22 protein-coding genes are annotated in these 25,647 nt (G+C 62.1%); 12 read left to right on the forward strand and 10 right to left on the reverse strand.

From position 1 onward, the window contains the following. Positions 1-207: 207 nt before the first annotated feature. The 3 genes from AC3WJP_RS14620 to AC3WJP_RS14630 form a co-directional block, all read right to left on the reverse strand. Complete coding sequence (locus tag AC3WJP_RS14620) at positions 208-4,053, reverse strand: sensor domain-containing protein (protein ID WP_493722438.1); 3,846 nt, start codon at positions 4,051-4,053, stop codon at positions 208-210. Between the two features lie 209 nt (positions 4,054-4,262). Next, the gene (locus AC3WJP_RS14625; protein WP_493722524.1) at positions 4,263-4,985 is read right to left on the reverse strand and encodes a FadR/GntR family transcriptional regulator; all 723 of its coding nucleotides are present in this window, start codon (positions 4,983-4,985) and stop codon (positions 4,263-4,265) included. A 249-nt stretch (positions 4,986-5,234) separates the two neighbouring features. Beyond that, a complete protein-coding gene (locus tag AC3WJP_RS14630; protein WP_493722439.1) occupies positions 5,235-6,974 on the reverse strand; it encodes an IlvD/Edd family dehydratase in 1,740 nt (579 codons plus the stop codon). Between the two features lie 279 nt (positions 6,975-7,253). Here AC3WJP_RS14630 and AC3WJP_RS14635 point away from each other — a divergent pair, with 279 nt between their 5' ends. Beyond that, positions 7,254-8,579, forward strand: a complete 1,326-nt coding sequence (locus AC3WJP_RS14635) for an MFS transporter (protein ID WP_493722440.1) — start codon at positions 7,254-7,256, stop codon at positions 8,577-8,579. Between the two features lie 216 nt (positions 8,580-8,795). Continuing rightward, a complete protein-coding gene (gene ettA, locus AC3WJP_RS14640) occupies positions 8,796-10,460 on the forward strand; it encodes an energy-dependent translational throttle protein EttA (protein WP_493722441.1) in 1,665 nt (554 codons plus the stop codon). 157 nt (positions 10,461-10,617) lie between these two features. On the opposite strand, the gene AC3WJP_RS14645 is transcribed toward ettA, so the two are convergent. From AC3WJP_RS14645 to AC3WJP_RS14660, 4 genes are all read right to left on the reverse strand, one after another. Continuing rightward, a complete protein-coding gene (locus AC3WJP_RS14645) occupies positions 10,618-11,112 on the reverse strand; it encodes a GreA/GreB family elongation factor (RefSeq protein WP_493722442.1) in 495 nt (164 codons plus the stop codon). 295 nt (positions 11,113-11,407) lie between these two features. After that, positions 11,408-11,761 (reverse strand): hypothetical protein, encoded by a 354-nt coding sequence (locus tag AC3WJP_RS14650; protein WP_493722525.1) that lies wholly within the window; start codon positions 11,759-11,761, stop codon positions 11,408-11,410. Between the two features lie 176 nt (positions 11,762-11,937). Then, entirely contained in the window at positions 11,938-13,791 is a 1,854-nt protein-coding gene (locus AC3WJP_RS14655; RefSeq protein WP_493722443.1) for an Lnb N-terminal periplasmic domain-containing protein, read from the reverse strand. Between the two features lie 136 nt (positions 13,792-13,927). Next, entirely contained in the window at positions 13,928-14,416 is a 489-nt protein-coding gene (locus AC3WJP_RS14660; protein WP_493722444.1) for a DUF3015 domain-containing protein, read from the reverse strand. A 264-nt stretch (positions 14,417-14,680) separates the two neighbouring features. Here AC3WJP_RS14660 and AC3WJP_RS14665 point away from each other — a divergent pair, with 264 nt between their 5' ends. The 5 genes from AC3WJP_RS14665 to bamJ all read left to right on the forward strand — a co-directional run bounded on the left by AC3WJP_RS14665 (position 14,681) and on the right by bamJ (position 19,500). Next, positions 14,681-17,119 (forward strand): Lon protease family protein, encoded by a 2,439-nt coding sequence (locus tag AC3WJP_RS14665; protein WP_493722445.1) that lies wholly within the window; start codon positions 14,681-14,683, stop codon positions 17,117-17,119. A 264-nt stretch (positions 17,120-17,383) separates the two neighbouring features. Next, positions 17,384-17,710, forward strand: a complete 327-nt coding sequence (locus tag AC3WJP_RS14670; RefSeq protein ID WP_493722446.1) for a PA4575 family protein — start codon at positions 17,384-17,386, stop codon at positions 17,708-17,710. Positions 17,711-17,909: 199 nt separating this feature from the next. Further along, a complete protein-coding gene (locus tag AC3WJP_RS14675) occupies positions 17,910-18,398 on the forward strand; it encodes a TIGR00645 family protein (protein WP_493722447.1) in 489 nt (162 codons plus the stop codon). 32 nt (positions 18,399-18,430) lie between these two features. Continuing rightward, the gene (locus AC3WJP_RS14680) at positions 18,431-18,742 is read left to right on the forward strand and encodes a DUF6482 family protein (RefSeq protein ID WP_493722448.1); all 312 of its coding nucleotides are present in this window, start codon (positions 18,431-18,433) and stop codon (positions 18,740-18,742) included. A 140-nt stretch (positions 18,743-18,882) separates the two neighbouring features. Further along, positions 18,883-19,500 carry a BamJ family beta-barrel-assembly machinery protein gene (bamJ, locus tag AC3WJP_RS14685; RefSeq protein WP_493722449.1) on the forward strand — a complete coding sequence of 206 codons (618 nt, stop codon included), beginning with the start codon at positions 18,883-18,885 and terminating at the stop codon, positions 19,498-19,500. 105 nt (positions 19,501-19,605) lie between these two features. Here the strand turns inward: bamJ and AC3WJP_RS14690 are convergent, their stop codons facing one another. The 3 genes from AC3WJP_RS14690 to AC3WJP_RS14700 all read right to left on the reverse strand — a co-directional run bounded on the left by AC3WJP_RS14690 (position 19,606) and on the right by AC3WJP_RS14700 (position 21,445). Beyond that, positions 19,606-19,872 carry a PA4570 family protein gene (locus AC3WJP_RS14690; RefSeq protein ID WP_226506394.1) on the reverse strand — a complete coding sequence of 89 codons (267 nt, stop codon included), beginning with the start codon at positions 19,870-19,872 and terminating at the stop codon, positions 19,606-19,608. A gap of 107 nt (positions 19,873-19,979) precedes the next feature. Next, the gene (locus AC3WJP_RS14695) at positions 19,980-20,321 is read right to left on the reverse strand and encodes a zinc ribbon domain-containing protein YjdM (RefSeq protein ID WP_493722450.1); all 342 of its coding nucleotides are present in this window, start codon (positions 20,319-20,321) and stop codon (positions 19,980-19,982) included. A gap of 155 nt (positions 20,322-20,476) precedes the next feature. Then, positions 20,477-21,445, reverse strand: coding sequence for a polyprenyl synthetase family protein (locus AC3WJP_RS14700; protein WP_493722451.1), 969 nt, complete (start codon positions 21,443-21,445; stop codon positions 20,477-20,479). A gap of 240 nt (positions 21,446-21,685) precedes the next feature. On the opposite strand from AC3WJP_RS14700, the gene rplU reads away from it, so the two are divergent. The 5 genes from rplU (at position 21,686) to AC3WJP_RS14725 (ending at position 25,494) form a co-directional block, all read left to right on the forward strand. Beyond that, on the forward strand, positions 21,686-22,000 hold the full coding sequence (gene rplU / locus AC3WJP_RS14705) for a 50S ribosomal protein L21 (RefSeq protein WP_003176051.1): 315 nt from the start codon (positions 21,686-21,688) through the stop codon (positions 21,998-22,000). A gap of 36 nt (positions 22,001-22,036) precedes the next feature. Beyond that, a complete protein-coding gene (gene rpmA / locus AC3WJP_RS14710) occupies positions 22,037-22,294 on the forward strand; it encodes a 50S ribosomal protein L27 (protein ID WP_008371588.1) in 258 nt (85 codons plus the stop codon). A 193-nt stretch (positions 22,295-22,487) separates the two neighbouring features. Further along, complete coding sequence (cgtA, locus tag AC3WJP_RS14715; protein WP_493722452.1) at positions 22,488-23,714, forward strand: Obg family GTPase CgtA; 1,227 nt, start codon at positions 22,488-22,490, stop codon at positions 23,712-23,714. A gap of 183 nt (positions 23,715-23,897) precedes the next feature. Then, positions 23,898-25,016: a glutamate 5-kinase gene (gene proB, locus AC3WJP_RS14720; RefSeq protein WP_226506481.1), complete on the forward strand. Its 1,119-nt coding sequence runs from the start codon at positions 23,898-23,900 to the stop codon at positions 25,014-25,016. Positions 25,017-25,029: 13 nt separating this feature from the next. Further along, positions 25,030-25,494, forward strand: a complete 465-nt coding sequence (locus tag AC3WJP_RS14725) for a CreA family protein (protein ID WP_493722453.1) — start codon at positions 25,030-25,032, stop codon at positions 25,492-25,494. Positions 25,495-25,647 lie beyond the last annotated feature (153 nt).

The raw sequence follows: 25,647 nt of genomic DNA on the forward strand, positions 1-25,647 counted from the left end.
GGGGGCATTCTAACCCATCAAAAGTTATCTGGCATATGAATGCCAATCATCGCCTGGACGAGCGGGATTCATAAGGATTGCACCAGCCAACAGAGCGGCGGCGCTCCGTTCGCGGGCAAGCCTTGCTCCCACAGCGTTGACAGATCCAGCGGCATCCACCTGTGGGAGCGAGGCTTGCCCGCGAAGAGGCCCGCAAGAGCGCCACAATCAATCGAACATGAACAGCGCATCGTTGCTGAATTGCGCCTCGAAGCGGTTCGCTGGCATCGGCCTACCGAACAGATAACCCTGCACCTCATCACAGCCATGCTCGCGCAAGAACTCCAGCTGCTCGTGGGTTTCGACGCCCTCGGCGATCACCGCCAGGTTGAGGCTGTGGGCCATGGCGATGATCGCCCGGGCGATCTGCGCGTCCTGCTCGCCCGAGGGCAGGCCATCGACGAACGAGCGGTCGATCTTGAGCACATCGATGGGGAACTGCTTGAGGTAGTTGAGCGACGAATAACCGGTGCCGAAGTCGTCCACGGCGATGCTCAAGCCAAGGAATTTCAGGCTGTCGAGAATCTGCATGGCCTCGTCGACCTCGCGCATCAGGATGCTTTCGGTCAGCTCTAGCTCCAGGCAGGCTGGCGGCAGGCCGGTTTCCTTGAGGATGGTGGCGATGCGCGTCCCCAACTGGCCGTCCGAGAACTGCCGGGCCGAAATGTTCACCGAGACCTTCGGCACCCGCACCTTGGCCGCATGCCACGCCTTGAGCTGGCGGCAGGCCTCGGTCAGTACCCAATCGCCCACATCCACCACCAGGCCGAGTTCTTCGAGCACCGGAATGAAGTCACCGGGCGGCACCAGCCCGCGCCGTGGGTGACGCCAGCGCAGCAGCGCCTCGGTACCGGTCAGGCGCTTGCCGTCGCCGCTGAACTGCGGTTGGTAATACAGCACGAACTCTTCCTGCTCCAGCGCGTGACGCAGGTCGCTTTCGAGCTCCAGGCGTTCCAGCGCCGTGGCGTTCATGTCGGCCTGATAGAACTGGAAGTTGTTCTTGCCGCGTTCCTTGGCGTGATACATCGCGGTGTCGGCGTTCTTCATCAACTGGCTCAGCTCATTGCCGTCCTGAGGGCTGAGGGCGATACCGATACTGGCGGTCACGAAAAACTCGCGACCTTCGAGCACGAACGGCTTCACCAGACTGCCGAGTATCTGCTCGGCCACATGGATCGCCCGGTTAAGGGCGATCTCGCGGCTGGCGCCCGGCTGCAACAACAGGGTGAACTCGTCGCCGCCCATGCGCGCCACGGTGTCGTCGTCATCGACGCAGCCCAGCAGGCGCGTGGCCATCTCCTTGAGCATGCGGTCGCCGGCGGCGTGGCCCAGGGAGTCGTTGATAGGCTTGAAACGGTCGAGGTCGAGGAACATCAGCACCACCCACGACTTCTGCCGTTCCGCCGATTGCAGGGCGGTGTGCAGGCGGTCCTGGAACAGCGTGCGGTTGGGCAGGTGGGTGAGGGCGTCGTAATAGGCCAGTCGGTGAATGCGTTGCTCGCTGGCCTTGCGCTCGCTGATGTCGCTGAAAAAACACACGTAGCTGGCCAGGTCGCCTTCGTCATCGACCACCGCGGTGATGCCCACCCAGGCCGGGTAGTGTTCGCCACTGCGGCGTTTGAGCCAGACCTCACCCTCCCAGCTGCTGCGCTCGTGCAGCTGCTTGATGATGTAGGCCAGATGGGCTTCCTGCTGGTCCACCACGGTGAGCATCTTCGGCAGCTCGTCGAGGACCTGCGACACCTCATAGCCGCTCACACGGGTGAAGGCGTCGTTGGCCTGGACGATATAGCCAGCGGGGTCGGTTATCAGGATCGCCGAGGTCGAGTGCTCGAAGACCGTGGCGGCCATGCGCACGTCCTTTTCCGCACGGCGCTGCTGACTGATATCGCGGCCGACGCCCAAAATACCTTCGAATTGATCGTGTTCATCCCACACCAGCACCAACCGCAATTCGATCGGTATCTTGCGACCGTCGGCGCGCAGGCAGTCGAACAGAAACAGCTGGGTGTGCAGCGTGCGCCGCAGCTCGGCCATCGCTTCGGGCGCTTGCAGCGCTCGACGAAGCCGCTCGATCAGCGCTTCGAGGCTGATCAGTTGCGCCGGATTGGCGATGATCGCCTGCCAGCCCTGATCGAAAATAGCTGCCGCGTCGTAGCCGAGCACGGTCTGCACCGAGGGGCTGACATAGTTGAGCTGCAGGCGCCGGTCGGTGGAGAAGATCACGTCACTGATGCTTTCAGCCAGCATGCGATAGCGTTTTTCGCTGTCGCGCAGCGATTCGCTGGCCTCCAGTTGCTCGGTGATGTCCTTGGCCACACCAATGATCCGCGTGACGCGGCCGTTGTGGTCGCGGGCGAGCGTTTGTTCGCGGATATCGAAGCGCCGCCAGCCGCCATCCAGATGCTGAAAGCGATACTGCACGTGCAGTGGGTTGGCGTAGCCCGTGTCACGCTGGTGCTGACGCAATTTATAGTAGTGCGCGGCGTCATCGGGGTGCAGCAGGGTTTCCCAGAACTGCTCGCCTTTTTCTTCGAGCTCGCCTTTTCGGTAGCCGAGGATTTCACCCAGATGGTTGTTGCTGTAGATCTGCATGCGGCTGAGCACATCGCCCACGTACAGGTGATCCGGCACGGTGCTGACGACGTTGGACCAGAACCGCTCGCGCTCCACCAGCGACAACTCGATCTGCTTGCGCCGCGTGTTGTCGCTGAGGCTGAGGATGACCGCCTGGTAGTCGTCGGTCTGCTCGGGGAAGCGCACCATGACCCACACGTGCTGATCCAGCCCGCTGGCATCGGTCAGCCGTACTTCGATCTCGACCTCGTGCTGACGATCGAGCATCGCCTCCACGACCTGATAGCCAACGCCACGGGAGCTGCCTGCGCCTTCGAGCAACTGCAGCCATTGACCCTGCTTGACATCGGGGCCCAGCAGGCCGATGGCCACCTGGTTGATCTCGGTGATGCGCAGTTGCTGCATCAGCATGGGCAGGCGATCAGGGTGGATGCTCAGCCAACGATCGAGCTCCTCGCGGCGCTTGATGGCGATGCCGCGCAGAAACTGCTGCACGCCGCTGAGGTCGAGCACGCACAGGGCAACGCCGGTGCCCTCGAAAATGTCCTGGTAGCGTCGGCGTCCGGCTTGCAGTTCGCGTTGACGGCGCCGCAGGTTGAGCAGGGCAACGCCCGGCAGCAGCGACAGCAGGATGCCCAGTAGACATTTGGCCAGCAACGCCGGAATCAGCGCCCGGCGGGCCTGGGTCGCGTCATAGAGCGAGCGCAGCTGCCAGTCACTGTTGCTGAGGCGCGACATCATCAGGCTTTGCTCATGTTCCTGCGGCGTCAGCTGAGCGGGCGTATGGGGGGTATTGTCCTCACGCCGGATGACCTGCCCGGTCAGGTAGTTTTCCAGCAGCCAATGCTCGGTGCTCGCCCGGCCCGCCTGATGGGTGAGGGTTTCGTAGACGCCGGGTTGCAGGCGCAGCAGCCAGCGCGCGCCGTCGCGGCTGGCCGGTTGATTGAGCAGCAGGTAGATCCAGTCGCCGTTGGCGCTGTTGCTGTAGAAGTAACTCTGGCCAGCGGTGCGCGCGGCGATGCGGCGGATTTCGTCCTGATCGCTGCTTTGCGCCAGGCTGTCGGCGATCACCCGCCCGGCGTCGTCCAGCCAGGCCACGCTATGCAGGTCGGGCAGTGCCTGGCGCAGATCGTCGAGCAGGGTGGCCTTGTCGCTGGACGTGGCCCAGGAGGGGTTGCTGAGCATCTGGTTGAGGCCGATCTGGGCATACAGCGCCATGCCGCCGTCGACCTGCGCGGTGAGGTCGGTGCTGTAGTCCAGGGCACGCTGGCGCTGTTCGGCCTGGGTGCGCTGGAATTGATCGATCAGTTGCCAGAACAGCAACGCTAGCAGCACCAGGGCGAGCAGGGCCAGGGCGCTTTTTATAGAGCCGTGCAGGGGTGTGCCAGTTTCCTGGCCTTTGAGGCGCGATGGCGACGGCTGCGGGAACTGGGTCAAGCTGGTTCATCCTGCGAGTAGGGCGTGCTGGGCAGGTGGGGGGGCGCACGGGCGAATCGGACGCCTGCGTGTCACTCACAGTTTTCACTATAGGCCGCACGCGCGAATGACGCCTAGCTTGCCTTGAATTGTGGCAAAGGGCCAGACCCGGTGACGGTCTGTTCGTCGCGATTGCAGCATTCTTGACGCAAAGCAGCATTCCCCAGGTTTTACAGCGGGGTCAGCATGTTCATGACCGTGTCCAGGGCGGTGCGGGTATCGTCCAGCTGTACCAGCGAGGCATGGCGGGCGCCCAGGGCGTCACGGTTCCTGATGGCGGTGAGGATCGCCTTGTGTCGCGGCAAGGTGAGCTCTTTTATGTTGGGGCGCTGGTTGGTGACATTGATCGACTCGCGCAGAGGCAGCGACAGCATGTTGCACATATAGGCCAACAGATCGTTGTGGGTGGCGTCGGCGATAGCGCGGTGAAAGTCCAGGTCGGCCTGCAGGCGCGCTTCGTGGGTTTGCGCGCCCTCCATGCGCTGGTACGCCTGGGCGATGGTGTCGATATCGCGCTCGGTCGCGGTAGTGGCGGCCATGGCGGCGATTTCCGGTTCAAGCACTCGGCGCACCCCGGCCAGGGTGTTGAAGAACTCGCTGTGGGGCGTCGACTGCATCAGCCAGAACAGCACGTCCGGGTCCAGCAGGTGCCATTCCGCCCGGGGCCGCACCAGGGTGCCGACACGCGGTTTGGACGAGACCAGGCCCTTGGCGCTGAGCACCCGCGTGGCCTCACGCAGGACCGGTCGGCTGACCTGATATTCCTCACACAGCGTCGACTCCAGCGGCAGCTTGTGTTCCGGCTTGAAGCGCCCGGAAACGATGTGCATGCCCAGCTCCTGAACGATCTGGGCATGCATGCTCTTGCGCGGTTTTGGAGCCTGATAATCCATAGCGAGGGCAATGTCTCTGGCGAAAATACCGGCCATCATAGCATCGCGCTCGAACCCTCAGAGCATCCCCTGTGGCGAGGGGGCTTGCTCCCGATACGATCGATCAGTCACCACGGTTGGCGCTGACCCACCGTATCGGGGCCCTCCCCTGTGGCGAGGGGGCTTGCTCCCGATACGATCGATCAGTCACCACCGTTGGGGCTGACCCACCGTATCGGGGGCAAGCCCCCTCGCTACAGGGTGAGTGCCTCAATGGGAGTGGCGTGGCACCGCCGAGCCGCGGCAGCCGACCAGGAAGTCGAAGTCGCAGCCCTGGTCGGCCTGCAGCACATGGTCGACATACAGGCGTGCATAGCCGCTGGAGAAGATATTGGCGCTGGTGTCCGGCTGCAGATCGCTGAGGCGCGCGGCCAGCTCCTCGTCGCTGATGTCCAGATGCAAGCGGCCACCGGCACAGTCGAGTTCGATGAAATCGCCATTGCGTACGGCGGCCAGCGGACCACCGGCGGCCGCTTCCGGCGCCACGTGCAACACCACGGTGCCGTAGGCGGTGCCGCTCATGCGCGCATCCGAGATCCGCACCATGTCGCTCACGCCCTTGGCCAGCACCTTGGGCGGCAGGCCCATGTTGCCGACTTCGGCCATGCCCGGGTAACCCTTGGGCCCAGCGTTCTTGAGCACCAGCACGCAGGTCTCATCGACATCCAGATCGGGGTCGGCGATGCGCGCCTTGTAGTCGTCGAAATTCTCGAACACCACCGCGCGGCCGCGGTGTTGCATCAGTGCCGGGGTCGCCGCCGATGGCTTGAGCACGGCGCCCCGTGGCGACAGGTTGCCGCGCAGGATGCACAGGCCGCCATCGCTGACCAGCGGCTTGTCGAGGGGGCGGATCACTTCGTCGTTGTACTGCGGCGACGCCTGGCAGTTGTTCCACAGGCTCTGGCCATTGGCGGTCAGCGCCTCGGGGTTGGGCAACAGGCCGGCTTCGCCCAGGCGGCGGATCACCGCAGGCAGGCCGCCGGCGTAGTAGAACTCCTCCATCAAAAAGCGCCCCGACGGTTGCAGGTCGACGATGGTCGGCGTGCCGCGGCCGATGCGGGTCCAGTCTTCGAGGTCGAGCTCGACGCCAATGCGCCCGGCGATGGCCTTGAGGTGAATGACGGCGTTGGTCGAGCCACCGATGGCGGCGTTGATGCGGATCGCGTTCTCGAAAGCCGCCTTGGTGAGAATTTTCGACAGGCGCAGGTCTTCGCGGACCATGTCGACGATGCGCATGCCCGACAGGTGCGCCAGCACGTAGCGGCGCGAGTCCACGGCCGGGATCGCCGCGTTGTGCGGCAGCGAGGTGCCCAGCGCTTCGGCCATGCAGGCCATGGTCGAGGCCGTGCCCATGGTGTTGCAGGTACCGGCCGAACGGGACATGCCGGCTTCGGCGGAGAGGAATTCGTCGAGGCTGATCTGCCCGCCTTTATAGGCTTCGTGCATTTGCCACACCACCGTGCCCGAACCGATGTCCTTGCCATGGTGCTTGCCGTTGAGCATCGGCCCGCCGGTGACCACGATGGCCGGCACGTCGCAGCTGGCGGCGCCCATCAGCAGGGCGGGGGTAGTCTTGTCGCAGCCGGTGAGCAGCACCACGCCGTCGATCGGGTTGCCGCGGATGGCTTCCTCAACGTCCATGCTGGCGAGGTTGCGGGTCAGCATGGCGGTCGGGCGCAGGTTCGATTCGCCACTGGAGAACACCGGAAACTCCACCGGGTAGCCGCCGGCCTCGAGCACGCCTTTCTTCACGTGTTCGGCGATCTTGCGGAAATGGGCGTTGCAGGGCGTCAGCTCCGACCAGGTGTTGCAGATGCCGATGATGGGTTTGCCCTGGAATTCGTGATCCGGGATCCCTTGGTTCTTCATCCAGCTGCGGTACATGAAGCCGTTCTTGTCGGCGGTACCGAACCATTGCGCGGAGCGAAGCGGAGTCTTTTTGTCGGTCATGGTACTGGTCACTCTTATTGTATGACTATATTGGAGCGATATGAGAGGACTCTACCCCATAAAATGCCGATGCGAAACGATTGTGGTCAAAATAGTATTACTATATTGTCTCCCGACAGGTTCCTGCCTTCCCTGTAGCGGGGGGGCTTGCCCCCGAAAATCCTTCAGCCACGCAAGGGTGGGTGGCAGGACTTTTTTCGGGGGCGAGCCCCCTCGCTACAGGCGATGTGAAGTCGGGCAAGACTTCCTTCCATTACAAGAATAATTGTGGAGAAGACCATGAATCCGGAAGCTCGGATCATTCGCACGCTCACGCTCAGGTTGATTCCCTTCCTGGTGCTGCTGTACCTCGTGGCCTACGTCGATCGCTCTGCGGTGGGCTTTGCCAAGCTGCACATGAATACCGATCTCGGTATCAGCGATATGGCCTACGGTTTCGGCGCGGGGCTGTTCTTCATCGGTTACTTCCTCTTCGAAGTCCCCAGCAATCTGCTGCTGGAGCACTTTGGTGCGCGGCGCTGGTTCGCGCGGATCCTCATCACCTGGGGCGCGATCACGGTCGGGATGGCCTTCGTGCAGGGTTCGCAGAGCTTCTATGTCATGCGTTTTCTGCTGGGCGCGGCGGAGGCGGGGTTCTTCCCGGGGGTGCTGTACTACATCACCCGCTGGTTCCCGGTGCGCAACCGCGGCAAGGTGCTGGGGTATTTCATTCTCTCGCAGCCCCTCGCGCTGCTGGTGACCGGCCCCCTGGCCGGTGGCCTGTTGGGGCTGGACGGTGTGCAGGGACTGGCAGGCTGGCAGTGGCTGTTCATTGCCATCGGTGCCCCGGCCATCGTGCTGGCCTGGCCGACCTTGAGGTTTCTGCCCGATACGCCGAAAGACGCGCGCTGGCTGCCCGAGGCCGATCGCCAATGGTTGCTGGCTGCACTGGAGACCGATCGCAAGGAGTACGGCCAGACGGAGCACAGCAACCCGCTGCGGGCGCTCACCGATCGTCGCGTGCTGATCCTCGCGCTGCTGTACCTGCCGGGCACCCTCAGCATCTACGGGCTGAGCATGTGGCTGCCGACGCTGGTGCATCAGTTTGGCGGCAGCGATCTGACCACCGGCTTCGTGTCGGCGATTCCCTATCTGTTCGGCGTCATCGGGCTGTTGCTGGTACCGCGCAGTTCCGACCGTCTCAACGACCGTTATGGTCATCTCACCGTGCTCTATGTACTGGGCGCGCTGGGGCTGTTTCTCAGTGCCTGGTTCGCGCTGCCGGTGCTGCAACTGGCGGCGCTGTGCCTGGCGGCCTTCAGCCTGTTTTCGGTGACGGCGGTTTTCTGGACCTTGCCCGGTCGTTTCCTCTCCGGCGCCACGGCCGCAGCGGGCATCGCCCTGATCAACTCGTTCGGCAACCTGGGGGGCTATATCGGCCCGTTCGGGATCGGCGCCTTGAAGGAGTACACCGGGAGCCTGTCGTCGGGGCTGTATTTTCTCTCGGCGGTGATGCTCAGCGGGGTGTTGTTGACCTGGATCGTCTACGCGCGCCTCGAGAAAAAGGCCGCTGGCCCCGTAGCGAGGGGGCTTGCCCCCGATTCGATCCCTCCAACGCTTCAATAATTTGCGATTTTCGGGGGCAAGCCCCCTCGCTACGGGTTTGGACCTGGCTGGGGGCGCCGTTCGTCGTTTAGGCCGGACGGCGTGCTGGCATGCCAAGGCGGCTGGCTACCCTTAAGTGGGGCAAACCGTGCATTCCCCCTCATCGCGAATAGTCGATCAAGCGCTTTTGTCTTATGCTTCGCGCCTGTTTTTCACCGTTCCAGCGAGGTCCAGATTTTGGCTCAATACGTTTACACCATGCATCGGCTGAGCAAAGTTGTTCCGCCGAAGCGGGAAATTCTCAAGAACATCTCCTTGTCCTTTTTCCCGGGCGCCAAGATCGGCGTGTTGGGCCTCAACGGTTCGGGCAAGTCCACGCTGCTGAAGATCATGGCTGGCGTCGACAAGGAATTCGACGGCGAAGCACGGCCGATGCCTGAGCTGAACGTCGGCTACCTGCCTCAGGAGCCACAACTGGACCCGAACAAGACCGTGCGTGAAGTGGTCGAGGAAGCCGTGTCGGTGATCAAGGGCGCCCAGGCCCGCCTGGACGAGGTCTACGCCGCCTACGCCGACCCGGATGCCGATTTCGACAAGTTGGCCGCCGAGCAGGCCAAGCTCGAAGCCATCCTGCAGGCCAGTGATGGCCACAACCTGGAGCGTCAGCTGGAAGTGGCGGCCGATGCCCTGCGCCTGCCGGCCTGGGATGCCAAGGTCGAACACCTCTCCGGCGGTGAGAAGCGCCGTGTGGCTCTGTGCCGCCTGCTGCTCTCGGCCCCGGACATGCTGTTGCTCGACGAACCGACCAACCACCTGGACGCCGACTCCGTCGCCTGGCTGGAGCATTTCCTGCACGATTTCCCGGGCACCGTGGTCGCGATCACGCACGACCGTTACTTCCTCGACAACGTCGCCGGCTGGATCCTGGAGCTCGACCGCGGCGCCGGTATCCCGTACGAAGGCAACTATTCCGGTTGGCTCGAAGCCAAGTCGGACCGTCTGGCTCAGGAATCCAAGCAGCAATCGGCCCATGAAAAGGCCATGAAGGAAGAGCTGGAGTGGGTGCGCAAGGGCGCCAAGGCACGTCAGTCGAAATCCAAGGCCCGTCTGCAGCGCTTCGAAGAAATGCAGTCGCAGGAATTCCAGAAACGCAGCGAAACCAACGAGATCTACATCCCGGCCGGGCCGCGTCTGGGCGACAAGGTCATCGAGTTCAAGAACGTCAGCAAGGGCTACGGCGATCGCGTACTGATCGACAACCTGTCGTTCGTCATGCCAAAAGGCGCCATCGTCGGCGTGATCGGTGGTAACGGTGCCGGTAAATCGACGCTGTTCCGCATGCTGATGGGCAAGGAGCAACCGGATTCGGGCTCCATCGAAGTGGGTGAAACCGTGCAGCTGGCCTGCGTGGATCAAAGCCGCGACGACCTGGACGGCGGCAAGACCGTGTTCCAGCAGATTTCCGATGGCTCCGATCAGATCCGCATCGGCAACTACGAAATCCCTTCGCGCACCTATGTTGGCCGTTTCAACTTCAAGGGCGGCGACCAGCAGAAGTTCGTCAAGGACCTCTCCGGTGGTGAACGCGGCCGCTTGCACCTGGCGTTGACGTTGAAGGAGGGCGGCAACGTTCTGCTGCTCGACGAACCGTCCAACGACCTCGACGTCGAGACCCTGCGTTCATTGGAAGAAGCGCTGCTGGATTTTCCGGGCGCCGCCATTGTGATCTCTCACGATCGCTGGTTCCTGGACCGTGTGGCCACGCACATTCTGGCTTATGAGGATGACTCGCAGGCGGTGTTCTTCGAAGGCAACTACACCGAGTACGAGGCCGATCGCAAGAAACGCCTGGGTGAAGCTGCAGCGCAACCACACCGTGTGCGTCACAAGAAGCTGGCGTAATAGGTTGGGGCGGCGGCGTACAAGCCGCCGCCTTCGCCAGCAAGCTGTGCTCCCACAGTGCTGGCCGTACCTGCGCTGTAGGGCATAGCTCACTGGCCCTGCTTGCACTGTGGGAGCACAGCTTGCTGGCGAAAGCGGCCTAACAGGCGCAGCTGTCTCAGGGCGTGACCGATATCTCGGTCACTTCCAGATGCAGATCCCCCGCCGGACGCTCCCACAGCACTTCATCACCCACCGATGCGCCCAGCAATGCACGCCCCAGCGGCGAAGCCCAATTGATCAATCCCAACGCCACATCGGCCTGATCCTCACCCACCAGGCAGACCCGTTGCGGCGTGCCTGTGTCATCGACGAAGGTCACCCAGCTGCCGATCTGGACAGTGTCGGTAGTGGTCACTGGCGGTACCAGCTGCGCACTGTGCATGCGTTGCGTGAAATAGCGCAGGTCGCGTTCGAGCTCGGCAAGCAACTGCTGGTCGGCCTTGTCGCCACAAGTGGCTTGCTCGGCGTGCAGTTCCTGCACTTCATCGACCCTGGCGCGCAACTGCGCCATTCCGCTCTCGGTCACGTAGTTGGGTTGCATGCTGATCGGTCGCTCCACCGGCGGGCTGGCGAGAGTGGCGTGATCTTCGTTGACGAATGCGCGGCTCATGGCAAGTCTCCAAGTCGAATTTGGTCGATGCCCGTGGTGTATGGCGCTCCTGCCCGCAGGAGATTCCATGGTGCGTAGGCAACCCTGTAGCGCGGGGGGCTGGCCCCCGATTGGCAGTGTCAGCCGAGCAGTCGGAACAAGCCGACCGCACTGGCCCGCTGCGCCCTCGCGACGGGAACGGCGAGCCGTCTAGCCGATACTGCATGTAGCGATTTTCGACGCGTCAAAGCGCCTGCTGCTTAAGCTTGGGCACTCGAACCGATCAACAAGTTGCATCTATATATGCATCGACCCATCAATGAGACCGATAAGCCTTGGCCTCACCTTGGGCTTTCTCCTGATCCCAGTTGCGATCTCGATCACTCCAGAAGTGCTGGTCGAACTGTTGTTTGTCGGTGTTGACCAGCTGCGCCTGGCATTGCCGAAAACCATCGTCCCATCCACCACTGTAGAAGGTTTCGCTGGTATAGCGTGGCACGTCCTTGGCGAAGCTGCTCATAGCCCCTGCGGCTTGCCGTCCGCTGCTGCAGCCGTCCTTGTAGCCATCGGCGTAGGCCGGGGGGTAGCCACGGGACAGCAGATCATCATGGGTCGACTGGCAACCCGCTAATCCGGCAAGCGCACTCAAGGCGCCCAATAACGACCACAACGCGACTCTACTACTGTGCCGGCGCATGTTTGATGCTCCCGATGAACCACAGCCAGTACGGCGCCGAAAAGCGCCGCACCTGCGGTTGATTATAGACGCCGGGAGTGTGGCGGCGGATCTGGCGACAATCGGTCACGCCGTTGTCAAAAAACTGTATTGAAGACCCTCGCCACGGTTCAGTAGTGATACCACTTGAGTGACAGCATCACCTCGTTCTGTGCCGACGTCAGCCCGCTGAACTCACGTTGCGCACTCAGACGCAGGCCCAGGTTGCGGCTCAGTTCCCATTGCTGATTGAGGCTCAGGGTGCGGCGCACTTCGCCGTTGAGGAAGTAGTCACCCTGCGCCTCGACGCTGAAGTTGCCCAGCGGGTTGCGCCACAGCAGCCCGGTATCGAAGCCCGCCGCGGGGCTCACGAACGCGTCGAAATCGGCATTGTGCTCGACTCGCACTGTGCCCAGCGCGAAGCCCAGCGTCTGCTCGCCGAGCTGCCAGGTTCCGCCTGCGCCCCCGTTCACATGGCTGACCAGCGTCTCGTCGCCGTGCTTGCTCAAGACCCGCTCCAGTCCGCTGCTGACTTGCCAGGACAGCGGCTGGAGCATCTGATTGCGCGGCGTCAGCGAGCGAATGGTCGCCAGATCCAGGCGCTGCAATTGCCACTGATTGCCCTCGTACTGGCGCACCTTGAGTCCGAGAATCTCGATCTGCGCGCCCAGCGGGAAACCGTAGGCGTTGTCGTTCAGATCGTGGTAGGCCATGCGCAGGCCATATTCGGCGTAGGCGCGGTCGTCACGGCTGCCGGCCCCCAGCTCCCAGGTCCGCGAGTCGTGGCCGTTTTCCGGCAGCCCCGGGCGCTCGAGGGTGAGCGGCGGCGGTGGATTCTGGTTGATGGCACGCAGCAGCTCGAAGCTGCGCTGGGTGCGCGCCGGATCGCGATCCTGCCCGGTTGCGCGATAGCGCTCGAGGCGAAACGCGGTGTCCTGGATCAGCGCCTGGCGCGCCTTGGGCAAGGCCACGAACTCGGGGCTCTGGAGCTGCGCAGTGTCGTTGCTGAGCGCGAGAGCCTGCGCCTGTTCGTCATGGCTCAGAGGCTCGGCGCGGCCCAGCAGTTCGCGTTCGCGGGACGGGCGATAGTTGATAGTGTCGACCAGGCCGGCATCCTTCACCGCCTTGACCGTATCGGTGGGGATCGCGGTCAGCGGGAACTGATCGGTCAGGTGCAGACCCGGGCGTGCCACTTGCAGCAACTCCAGCAGACGGTACGAGCAGTTTTCGTCAAAGAAGAAGTAATCGAAGCGCACCTGCTGTAATTCCCACACGTGCTCGACCATGCGCGCGGTCTCGACGGGCGTCAGGTTGAGCCGGTATTCCCACAGGTCGCGGTTCTCCAGGCGGCTGTACTCGGCCAGTTTCTGCTGGTAGGGCACCATCGAGAACAGCCCGGGATAACCGCCCGCCAAGCCCTTCCAGGCATACAGAATGCTGTTGTCGCTGCCTTCGATATAGGCGCCGAAATTGATCGCGTAGCTGAGCAGGGCGGTCTTGTCGGTTTCGACATCGGCCTGGTCGACCCGCAGCAGGGTGTGGCCGAACATCGACGACGGGCTGTTGAGATAGGCCGCCGGAAAGATCATGACCGTGCTGTGTGGCGAGACGTCCTTGAACCACTCGTTGAAGCCCTTGCAATCGACCGCTGGCAGGTCAGTCAGATGCAGTTGATCGCGCAGCCAGCGGGTACGCGCCGGATACACGCATTGCGCCTGCTTGTCGCCCAGTGTCGGCGAGCCATAGAGCGCTTGCAGCGTGGCCTGCAGCTCATGATCGGGATGATGGGCACCGTCGGCGGCGAGGAAGAACTTCGCGTCGTCGACATAGCTGCGCCAGCCGCCCAGTTTGCTGGGGGTGTAATGCCCCAGGGCTATCCAGTACGGATCGCTGGCCAATTGCTGAATACGGGAGGAATCCACCGCCGTGGCGGCATGCAGAGGGGCACAGGCACAGAGCGCCAGGTAAGCGAGGCGTTTGAGCATGGAAGGCGCGACGTCCGAGAAAAAAGAGATTCTTGCACATGTAGTGAGGGGGCTTGCCCCCGATAAGGTGTATCAGTCACTTATGCAGCGTCTGAACCACCGTATCGGGCGCAAGCCCCCTCGCCACAGGGTTGAATTACGCCTGGGTAGCGTATTTGGCCAGGCGGCTATCGCCTTTGATCACGGCCAGGGTGTTGTTGTGCACATCTTCGGCAGTCGCTTCGCTGCTGGTGAAGATCTGCTGGAAGTGCTGGTGAGTCACGGATTCGAAATAAGCGCGGTCCTCCGGAGCGACACCCATGACCACTGCATAGGTGGTCAGCGCTTCGCCTTGGCCCTTGGCCATGTCTTCGGAAAGCTCATCCATCATGCCGTTCATGGCCAGCCACGACTTGCCGCCGTAAGTCAGCGGGGCATTGGTGGAGCAGCCGTTGGTGCCGGAGGTCATGCCGAACGTGGCGTTACCCGAGGAGCCATTGGTGGTGGAAGCGAGGAAGTGCGCAGGCGTGCCGCGTTGGCCTTCGAACAGCAAGTTGCCCCAGCCGCAATCCGGACCGCCTGGCGCTTGAGCCATGGCGTTGAGAGAAGCAGCGGCTAACAGAGTACCCAGAAGAATCCGTTTCATAGCGTTTATCTCTTTGTGTGTTGATCAAGGTCGGTCGGCCCCTAAGGCCTGAGGGGCTGGTTATAGGTCCAGCCGCGAATGTTGGAGTTTAGGCAGGTTCTTCAGGTTCCGCGTTTAATTGCAAAATATTGCTAGAAAATTTCGGCTTAAAGCCAATTCCTGCCTAGACGCGGATATGTTTCAAAACTCTACGATGTGCCTTGCCAGTCGTTGCCGCACGGCGCCAGAATGCCGTCATCTGCCCCGCCGAAGTAAGGAAGCCCGATGCCTGATCCTGTAGCTGCCAGCCTGCGTCTCGCGCCCGAGGCGCTGACGCGCCCGTTCTCCGCTGAACAGTTCAGCTTCTCTACCACCAACGATCTGGAGCCTTTTCGCGGTGTACTGGGGCAGGAGCGCGCTGTCGAAGCCCTGCAGTTCGGGGTCGCCATGCCGCGCCCCGGTTACAACGTATTCGTCATGGGGGAGCCGGGCACTGGCCGTTTCTCGTTCGTCAAACGCTACCTCAAGGCCGAAGGCAAACGCCTGCAAACTCCGTCGGATTGGGTCTATGTCAATCATTTCGACGAGCCTCGCGAACCTCGCGCGCTGGAGTTGCCGCCCGGCACCGCGGCCGATTTCATCGCCGATATCGGGGTGCTGATCGACAACCTGGTGTCAACCTTTCCAGCGGTGTTCGAGCACCCCTCGTTCCAGCAACGCAAGAGCGCCATCGATCGCGCCTTCAATCAGCGCTACGACCGGGCGTTGGACGTTATTGAACGTTTGTCGCTGGAAAAAGACGTCGCCCTGTACCGCGACAGCACCAACATCGCCTTCACCCCGATGCTCGACGGCAAGGCGCTCGACGAAGCCGAATTCGCGCAGTTGCCCGAGGCTGATCGCGATCGTTTTCACAAGGACATCTCGGACCTCGAAGAGCGTCTTAACGAAGAGCTCGCCAGCCTGCCGCAATGGAAGCGCGAATCGGGCAACCAGTTGCGCGAACTCAACGAAGAGACCATCACCCTGGCGCTGCAGCCCTTGCTCTCGCCGTTGTCGGAAAAGTACGCCGAGAACGCAGGAGTCTGCGCGTACCTGCAGGCCATGCAGGTGTATCTGCTCAAGACCGTGGTCGAGCAACTGGTCGACGACAGCAAGATCGACGCCCAGGCGCGCAAGCTCCTGGAGGAGCAATACAGCCCCAGCCTGGTGGTTGGCCACCACGTCAGCGGCGGCGCGCCGGTGGTGTTCGAACCCCATCCGACCTACGACAACCTGTTCGGCCGCATCGAATACAGCACCGACCAGGGTGCGCTCTACACCACCTACCGGCAATTGCGCCCTGGCGCGCTGCACCGTGCCAATGGCGGGTTTCTGATTCTCGAGGCCGAGAAGATGCTCGGCGAGCCGTTCGTGTGGGACGCGCTCAAGCGCGCCCTGCAATCGCGCAAGCTGAAGATGGAGTCGCCGTTGGGCGAATACGGCCGGCTGGCCACAGTGACCCTGACCCCGCAGCACATCCCGCTGCAGATCAAGCTGATCATCATCGGTTCGCGGCAGCTCTATTACGCGCTGCAGGACCACGATTCGGACTTCCAGGAGATGTTCCGCGTGCTGGTGGACTTCGATGAAGACATCGCCATGCACGACGACAGCCTCGAGCAGTTCGCGCAGTTGCTCAAGACCCGCACTTCCGAAGAAGGCATGGCGCCGCTGACCGCCGATGCGGTGGCGCGCCTGGCCACCTACAGTGCCCGCCTGGCCGAGCATCAGGGACGCTTGTCGGCCCGAATCGGCGATCTGTTCCAGTTGGTCAGCGAAGCGGATTTCATTCGCCACCTGGCCAACGACGAGATGACCGACGCCGGCCATATCGAGCGCGCGCTCAAGGCCAAGGCCACGCGCACCGGGCGGGTCTCGGCACGGATCCTCGACGACATGCTGGCGGGGATCATCCTGATCGATACCACAGGCGCGGCCGTGGGCAAGTGCAATGGCCTGACGGTGCTGGAGGTCGGTGACTCGGCGTTCGGCGTGCCGGCGCGGATCTCGGCGACGGTGTACCCGGGCGGTAGCGGTATCGTCGATATCGAGCGCGAGGTCAACCTCGGGCAGCCGATCCACTCCAAGGGCGTGATGATCCTCACCGGTTACCTGGGCAGCCGCTATGCCCAGGAATTCCCGCTGGCGATCTCGGCCAGTATTGCGCTGGAGCAGTCCTACGGTTACGTGGACGGCGACAGCGCTTCGCTGGGCGAGGCGTGCACGCTGATTTCGGCGCTGTCGAAGACGCCGCTCAAGCAGTGCTTCGCCATTACCGGTTCGATCAACCAGTTCGGTGAGGTGCAGGCGGTAGGTGGCGTCAACGAGAAGATCGAAGGCTTCTTCCGCCTGTGCGAAGCCCGCGGCTTGACCGGCGAGCAGGGGGCGATCATTCCCCAGGCCAACGTCGCCACGCTGATGCTCGACGAGCGCGTGCTGCAGGCGGTACGCGCCGGGCAGTTCCATGTGTATGCGGTGCGCCAGGCCGACGAGGCGCTGAGCCTGCTGGTGGGCGAACCTGCCGGCGAGCCGGATGCCGAAGGGCAATTCCCGGAAGGCAGCGTCAATGCCCGGGTGGTCGAGCGCCTGCGGGCCATCGCCGAGATGATCAGCGAAGAGGATCTCAAGGAGGCCGAAAAAGAAGCGGCCGTCGAAGCGTTGGCGGAGGTCAAGCCGACCTGATGACGCCCTGTAGCGAGGGGGCTTGTCCCCGAAAGGTCCCTCAGCCACTGCTGTGGCAACTGGCGGGCCTTTTCGGGGGCAAGCCCCCTCGCTACCTTTTCATTCCTTCGCGGTGACCATTCGGCGCCCGCCGATGCCATGCATTGGCCATCCTCGAAATTCTGCTCTACTCTGCAAAGAGATCTCCACTGGTCGTCGGAGCGAACCGATCTTCGCCGCGAGCGCGTTGAAGGTTGAAAGCAGGCCCTCCCGAGGAACGACGCCATGCCGCGCAACCTCTGCCTCACTCGCCAATGCCTGGGTCTGGTGACCCGCATTGAATGCAGTATCCGCCCCCTGACGGGCGAAAACGGTTTGTGGACCTTGCTGTTTGCCGCCGGCATGACGGGCGAGCAACCCACAGCACTCAAGGCCCAAGGCCCCTTTGCCGGTCCGCAGGCTGCCGAATCGGTGCTCACGGCTATCGTCGACAGCCTGACCCTGCATGGCTATTCGGTCGAGGAACAAGCTCCGCCGATCTGGTCGCTGCACCTGCAGGCGCAATGGCGCAAGGTGTGTGGTGGCCGCACGCCCGGGCTGTCGATGCATTAGCGGGCACTGGAGGCAGGCTCGGGAAACAATTGGTGACAGTTCTTTGCGCCTCATTCAATGCGGTCGCCATTGCCGTGTCCCCCGTGCCATCGGCCGTGCGGCTGGTATCCGCGTCTTTCTCCTGTGACTACGAGTCGCACCTGTTTGAAGTATCCATCGCTATAATCGGGGCCATTTTTCAATCGCTTTGTGAGTAGCAATGGAACGTTTAGTCGAAAAGACCATGTACGCCTCGCGCTGGTTGCTGGCGCCGATCTATCTGGGCCTGTCGCTGGGGCTGCTGGCATTGGCCGTGAAGTTCTTCCAGGAAATCATTCACGTCATGCCGCTGCTGCTGGAGACCTCCGAGGCCGATCTGATTCTGCTGCTGTTGTCGTTGATCGACATGGCGCTGGTCGGCGGCCTGCTGGTGATGGTGATGATCTCGGGTTACGAAAACTTCGTCTCGCAGCTGGATATCGACGAAGACGCCGAGAAGCTCAGTTGGCTGGGCAAGATGGATTCCACATCGCTCAAGGCCAAGGTTGCGGCGTCGATCGTGGCCATTTCGTCGATCCACCTGTTGCGGGTGTTCATGGATGCGGCGAACCTCGAAGTGGAACATTTGAAGTGGTACGTGATCATCCATATGACGTTCGTCGTGTCGGCGTTCGCCATGGGCTATCTGGACAAGCTCACCAAGCACTGATCCGGGCATTTGTCGTATGACGAGGGGGCGGGATGAATCTGCAGGAATTGACCGAGCATGTTCACGCAGGCCGTATCGATGAGCTGAACCTCATCTCCATCGAAGGCGGTATCTATCTGCTGGAGGTGCGCCACGGTGGTCGCGTCCAGCCCCTTGACGACGGCGCGGGCAGGGCGGTGCGGCTGCGCTCGGTAGAACACGCGCGGACCTATCTGGAAAACCTGCCGACGGTGCCCTTTCATCTGGTGCACGCCTCGGCCCACGACGAAATGTGCGGGCTGCGCAGCCGTGCCGACGAGCCGTTGAAGGTGCCTATCTCGCTGCGTTCGGCGCTGTACCGCTGAAACACCAGGTGTGTACGCAGGCGGGTTACAGGCGCTTGTGCTGAATCCTGGTGGCGCTCTGTGCTAGTCTGCTCGCCCTTTTGATCAAGGGCGCAATGGCTGCAGGTCAGCCATGTGCGACCCTTCTGCGGAGCGAAGACATGTCCGAAGTAAACCTGTCGACCGACGAAACCCGTGTCAGCTACGGCATCGGCCGTCAGCTGGGTGACCAACTGCGCGACAACCCGCCACCGGGTGTTGCGCTGGACGCCATCCTGGCCGGTCTGACCGACGCCTTCAACGCGCTGCCAAGCCGTGTCAGCCAGGAAGACCTGTCGGCCAGCTTCAAGGTCATCCGCGAAATCATGCAGGCCGAAGCCGCCGCCAAGGCTGAAGCTGCCGCCGGTGAAGGCCTGGCGTTCCTGGCTGAAAACGCCAAGCGTGACGGCATTACCACATTGGCTTCTGGCCTGCAGTTCGAAGTGCTGACGGCCGGCGAAGGCGCCAAGCCAAGCCGTGACGACAGCGTGCGCACCCATTACCACGGCACCCTCATCGACGGCACTGTGTTCGACAGCTCCTACGATCGTGGCCAGCCGGCTGAATTCCCGGTCAGCGGCGTGATCGCTGGCTGGACCGAAGCCCTGCAACTGATGAACGCTGGCAGCAAATGGCGCCTGTACGTGCCGAGCGAGCTGGCTTACGGCGCCCAAGGCGTGGGCAGCATCCCGCCGCACAGCGTGCTGGTGTTCGATGTAGAGCTGCTGGACGTTCTGTAAGCGCTGACGCTGTAGCGGGGGGGCTCGCCCCCGAAAGAGGATCGGCTGGATGTTGCAGTTAGCCGGTCGCTTTTTCGGGGGCAAGCCCCCTCGCCACATGAGCGCTCAGAAATAATGCTGTGCCTTGGCCGGAAACCCCGCGCCAATCGGGCGCAAGGCCCTGGCATAGCAGAACAGGAACAGGTTGCGCACCAGTTCCTTGAGGACCACAGGTTCGCTTGAGTTCAAGCCGGTCAGGTCCAGATCACCCTGATCGCGCAGTTCATCCAGGGCTTCTTCTTCCAGTACGGCACAGACCTCACCGGTTTCGCGATGCAGAATGCGCAAATACGGGTGGGGGCGGTCCAGCCAGGCATCGATCAAATAAGTCATCTCATATTCTCCTTGAGAGCACCCAATGAGAATAATTCTTATTCGAATAATAGCAAGTGACATTTGCCGATTTGTTGTTTCAGGTCATGACCGCCTGACGGATGGGCTCAGACCTTGCGCACGAATTCGGACTTGAGCTTCATCGCGCCAATTCCATCGATCTTGCAATCGATGTCATGGTCGCCATCGCACAGGCGGATGTTCTTGACCTTGGTGCCGACCTTGACTACCAGAGACGAGCCCTTGACCTTGAGGTCCTTGATCACGGTCACGGTGTCGCCATCCTGCAGCACGTTGCCGACCGAATCCTTTTTCACTTCGTCGCTCCCGGCCGCCTCGCTCTCGCCATGGGGGGACCACTCGTGGGCGCACTCCGGGCAGATCAGCTGGGCGCCGTCTTCGTAGGTGTATTCGGAATTGCAGTTGGGGCAGGGCGGCAAAGTGCTCACAGGTATCCTCGGACAGGCGGGGCCAATAAAGGCGCGCATTGTATAGGGTTTTTACCTCTGAATGTAGCGAGGGGGCTTGCCCCCGAAAGATAGCACTGGCACCCCGTAGGGTCAGGCCTATCGAATCGGGGGCAAGCCCCCTCGCTACAGGGTTGTCAGTGCGTGCGGGCGACGGCGAATTCGCTGAGTTCGACCAGCGCGTCGCGATATTCGCTAGCGGGCAGTGCGTCGAGGCAGGCGATGGCGCGTGCGACATAGTCGCGGGCCAGCTGTGCGGTGTAATCCAGCGCGCCGGCGGTTTCGACCGCCTCGCGGATGCTCTCGAGGTCTTCGATGCCGCCCTTCTGGATCGCCCGACGAACCAGCGCCGCTTGCTCGGCAGTGCCTTCGCGCATGGTGTAGATCAGCGGCAGCGTCGGCTTGCCCTCCGCCAGGTCGTCGCCAACGTTCTTGCCCAGGGTGTCGGCGTCGCCGCGGTAATCGAGCAGGTCGTCGACCAGCTGGAAGGCCACGCCCAAGTGATCCCCGAAAGTGCGCAGCGCTTCACGCTGGACTTCGCTGGCATCGGCCAATGCGGCGGCGCTGTGGGTCGAGGCCTCGAAGAGCATCGCGGTCTTGCCGCGGATGACTTCCATGTAGGTCTCTTCCGTGGTGCTGGCGTCACGCACCTTGGACAACTGCAGCACTTCGCCTTCGGCAATGATGCGCGTGGCCTGGGAGAGAATGCGCATGACCGGCATCGAGCCCAGCTCGACCATCATTTCGAACGAGCGCGAATAAAGGAAATCGCCCACCAGCACACTCGGTGCGTTGCCCCACATGGCGTTGGCCGTAGAGCGGCCGCGGCGCATGCCGGACATGTCGACCACGTCATCGTGCAGCAGCGTGGCGGTGTGCAGGAACTCTATGGTGGCCGCCAGCAGGTTCAGGTCCGGACCGTGATGGCCAAGTGCCTTGCCGCACAGCAGCACCAGCAGCGGTCGCAGGCGTTTGCCCCCGGCCGAGGTGATGTAATCGCCGATTTTCGACACCAGCGGCACACGCGAAGTCAGCTGCTTCTTGATGATTTCGTCAACGGCGATAAAATCATCCGCCACCGCGCGGTAGAAAGCTTGGGGTTGCATCAGCGAAAGGCGCTCCAGAAGGGTTGCGCGGCATGCTAGGTCGGGGGCGGGAGCCTGTCAAGGCGACACTTTCGACCTCTTGCGCCGCAGGCAAAGCTTACGTACAATCGCGCACCCTGAACTTCCTGGGCATCACCTGCCTTACGCAATTGCATCTGGGCCGTTCCAGCCCCGTGCAGCCATGCCAGCCGACACTCTACTTATAAAGAGCTGGGTGAGCAGGATTATCGGAGAAATACCATGTCTTATGCAGTAATCGTTACTGGCGGCAAGCAGTACAAAGTCGCCCCAGGTGAATACCTGAAGATCGAAAAACTGGAAATCGCCACTGGCGAATCCGTAACTTTTGATCGCGTTCTGTTGGTTGCCAACGGTGACGACGTGAATATCGGTGCTCCAGTCGTTGCTGGCGCTACCGTTGTGGCTGAAGTGATCTCCCAAGGTCGTCACGATAAAGTCCGCATCATCAAGTTCCGTCGTCGTAAGCACCACATGAAGCGTATGGGCCACCGCCAGTGGTACACCGAGATCAAAATCACCGGTATCCAGGCTTAATTCAGCCTCGACACCCTCTACTGGAGTATTGAACTCATGGCACACAAAAAAGCTGGTGGTAGTACCCGTAACGGTCGCGACTCAGAAGCCAAACGCCTTGGCGTGAAGATGTATGGCGGCCAGGCTATCATCCCAGGCAACATCATCGTGCGTCAGCGCGGCACCCAATTCCACGCCGGTTACGGTGTTGGCATGGGTAAAGATCACACCCTGTTCGCCAAAGTGGCAGGCGTGATCAAGTTCGAAGTAAAAGGCGCCTTCGGTCGTCGCTACGTGAGTGTTGTCGCGGCCTGATCGCGTTGACGCTGGAGAAGCCCTGTCTCGCGACGGGGCTTTTTCGTTTGTGGGGTGAGTCTCTTGCAAAGCTGTTTGTATGGGCTGCCGGCGCTGGATTCTACGGTCGTTGACGGGGGTCGCCGCGCTCATCTTTGCAAGAGCCTTATGTCTTTACGTTTTTCAGCTCGCCCGTGTGGCGAGGGGCGTGTTTATGAAGTTTGTTGATGAAGTGTCCATCCGCGTCAAGGCGGGTGATGGTGGTAACGGTTGCATGAGCTTCCGTCGGGAAAAGTTCATCGAGAACGGCGGCCCTAACGGCGGCGACGGCGGCGATGGCGGTTCGATCTATCTGGTGGCTGACGAAAACCTCAACACCCTGGTCGACTATCGCTACACCCGTCACTTCGATGCCGAGCGTGGCTCCAACGGCGGCAGCACCGACTGCACTGGCAAAAAAGGTGAAGACCTGCTGCTGCGCGTACCTGTCGGCACCACGGTGATCGATGCCGGCACCCAGGAAGTCATTGGTGACCTGGTCAAGGCCGGTCAGCGTTTGATGGTAGTACAGGGCGGCTGGCACGGGCTGGGCAACACCCGCTTCAAGTCCAGTACCAACCGCGCGCCGCGCCAGACCACTCCGGGCAAACCGGGCGAGCAGCGTGACCTCAAGCTGGAAATGAAAGTGCTGGCCGACGTCGGTCTGCTGGGCTTGCCGAATGCCGGCAAGAGCACCTTCATTCGTTCGGTGTCCGCTGCCAAGCCGAAAGTCGCCGACTATCCGTTCACCACCCTGGTGCCGAACCTCGGCGTGGTCAGTGTCGACCGCTGGAAGAGCTTCGTCATCGCCGATATTCCCGGCCTGATCGAGGGTGCGTCCGATGGCGCCGGCCTGGGCATTCGTTTCCTCAAGCACCTGGCGCGCACGCGTATCCTGCTGCACCTGGTCGACATGGCGCCGCTGGATGACACCAGTGCGGCCGACGCGGCTGAGGTGATCGTCAACGAGCTGCAGAAATTCAGCCCGGCGCTGGCGGATCGCGAGCGTTGGCTGGTGCTGAACAAGGCCGACCAGTTGCTCGAAGAAGAGCACGACGAGCGCATCAAGGAGATCGTCGATCGCCTGGAGTGGGAAGGTCCGGTCTATGTGATTTCGGCGATTTCCAAGCAGGGCACCGAGAAGCTCAGCCAGGACATCATGCGGTATCTGGAGGATCGTGCCGATCGTCTGGCCAACGATCCGGAGTTCGCCGCCGAGTTGGCCGAGCTCGATCAGCAGATCGAAGACGAAGCCCGTGCACAGTTGCAGGCCCTGGACGACAAGCGTGCCCTGCGCCGCAGCGGCGTCAAGAGCGTGCATGACTTCGGTGAAGATGACGACAGCGATTGGGATGAAGAAGACGCCGAAGATGGCCCGGAAATCATCTACGTCCGCGATTGATGTTATCCACTGTAGCGAGGGGGGCTTGTCCCCGAAAACCCGATGGGCCGATGAAAATCCTTGGTCGATCCATTTTTCGGGGGCAAGCCCCCTCGCTACAGATACCCGTAGTAAACTACAGCGCCGCTCACTCGAGCGGCGTTTTGGTTTCTACGATTTCTACCGGGTAAAGGTTGGAAGATGATGCGGAGCAAGGTGACGGGTGCGCAACGCTGGGTCGTGAAGATCGGCAGCGCGCTGCTGACGGCAGACGGCAAGGGCCTGGATCGCGCCGCGATGAGCGTCTGGGTCGAGCAGATGGTGGCCCTGCGTGAGGCGGGTGTCGAGTTGGTGCTGGTCTCCTCGGGGGCGGTCGCTGCAGGCATGAGTCGGCTGGGCTGGACCGTGCGACCGAGTGCCATGCACGAGCTGCAAGCCGCCGCCGCCATCGGTCAGATGGGCCTGGTGCAGGCCTGGGAGTCGAGCTTCGCCGAGCACGGTCGCCATACCGCGCAGATCCTGCTCACCCACGACGACCTGTCCGACCGCAAGCGCTACCTCAATGCCCGCAGCACCTTGCGTGCGCTGGTGGAGTTGGGCGTAGTTCCGGTGATCAACGAAAACGACACCGTGGTCACCGACGAAATCCGCTTTGGTGACAACGACACCTTGGCAGCCCTGGTGGCCAACCTGGTAGAGGCTGACCTGCTGGTGATTCTCACCGATCGCGATGGCATGTTCGACGCCGATCCGCGCAACAATCCCGATGCCCAGTTGATCTACGAGGCCCGCGCCGATGATCCGGCTCTGGATGCGGTCGCCGGTGGCACCGGTGGCGCGCTCGGGCGTGGCGGTATGCAGACCAAACTGCGTGCGGCGCGTCTGGCGGCCCGTTCGGGGGCACACACCATCATCGTCGGTGGTCGCCTGGAGCGTGTCCTGGATCGCCTCAAGGCGGGTGAGCGCCTCGGCACGCTGTTGTCGCCCGAGCGGGAGATGCTCGCGGCACGCAAGCAGTGGCTGGCAGGGCATCTGCAGACCCGCGGCACGCTGGTGCTCGATGACGGCGCAGTCAAGGCGTTGAGTCAGGATCACAAGAGTCTGCTCGCCGTTGGGGTCAAGACCGTGCAGGGCAGTTTCCGCCGTGGCGAGATGGTGGTGTGCGTGGCGGCGGACGGTCGTGAAATCGCCCGCGGCCTGACCAACTACAGCGCCCTCGAGGCACAAAAGATCATCGGTCTGCCATCGGACGCCATTGAAGGCGTGCTGGGCTATATGGCCGAGCCGGAGTTGCTGCATCGCGACAATCTGATTCTTGTCTGAAGGGAAGGCCGGCATGCGATTGATTCATGGAGTTCTGGGTGCGCTGTTGGCGTTGCCGCTGCTGGCGTCGGCCGAGGAAATCGGTCAGGTGTCGACGGTGTTCAAGTTTCTCGGGCCCAATGACCGGATCGTCGTCGAAGCCTTCGATGATCCCAAGGTGCCGGGGGTGACCTGTTACCTGTCGCGCGCCAAGACGGGTGGCGTCAAAGGTGGGCTGGGGCTGGCGGAGGATCGCGCCGAGGCGTCGATCGCCTGCCGTCAGGTCGGGCCGATCCAACTGCCTGCCGATCTCAAGGATGGCGAAGAGGTATTCAAGGAGCGCACCTCGCTGGTATTCAAGACCATGCAGGTGGTGCGCTTCTATGATGAGAAGCGCAACACGCTGGTGTACCTGGTGTATAGCGACAAGGTGATCGAGGGCAGTCCGCAGAATGCGGTGACGGCGATTCCGATCATGCCATGGCCACATCAGCAATAAGTCTGTGTATCAAGCGCAGATAACGGATCAAATGAAAGTTTAAATTCAAGTCTGCCCTGTATGAATTAATGCAGGGCTTTGATGTTGTGGCTGTTATTGCCATTAAGTATAAGTAGGATGGGTTGTTTTTTGGGTCGCCTGCTAGGCTGGTTT

The sequence above is a fragment of the Pseudomonas sp. GW821-FHT01A09 genome, assembly GCF_058986725.1.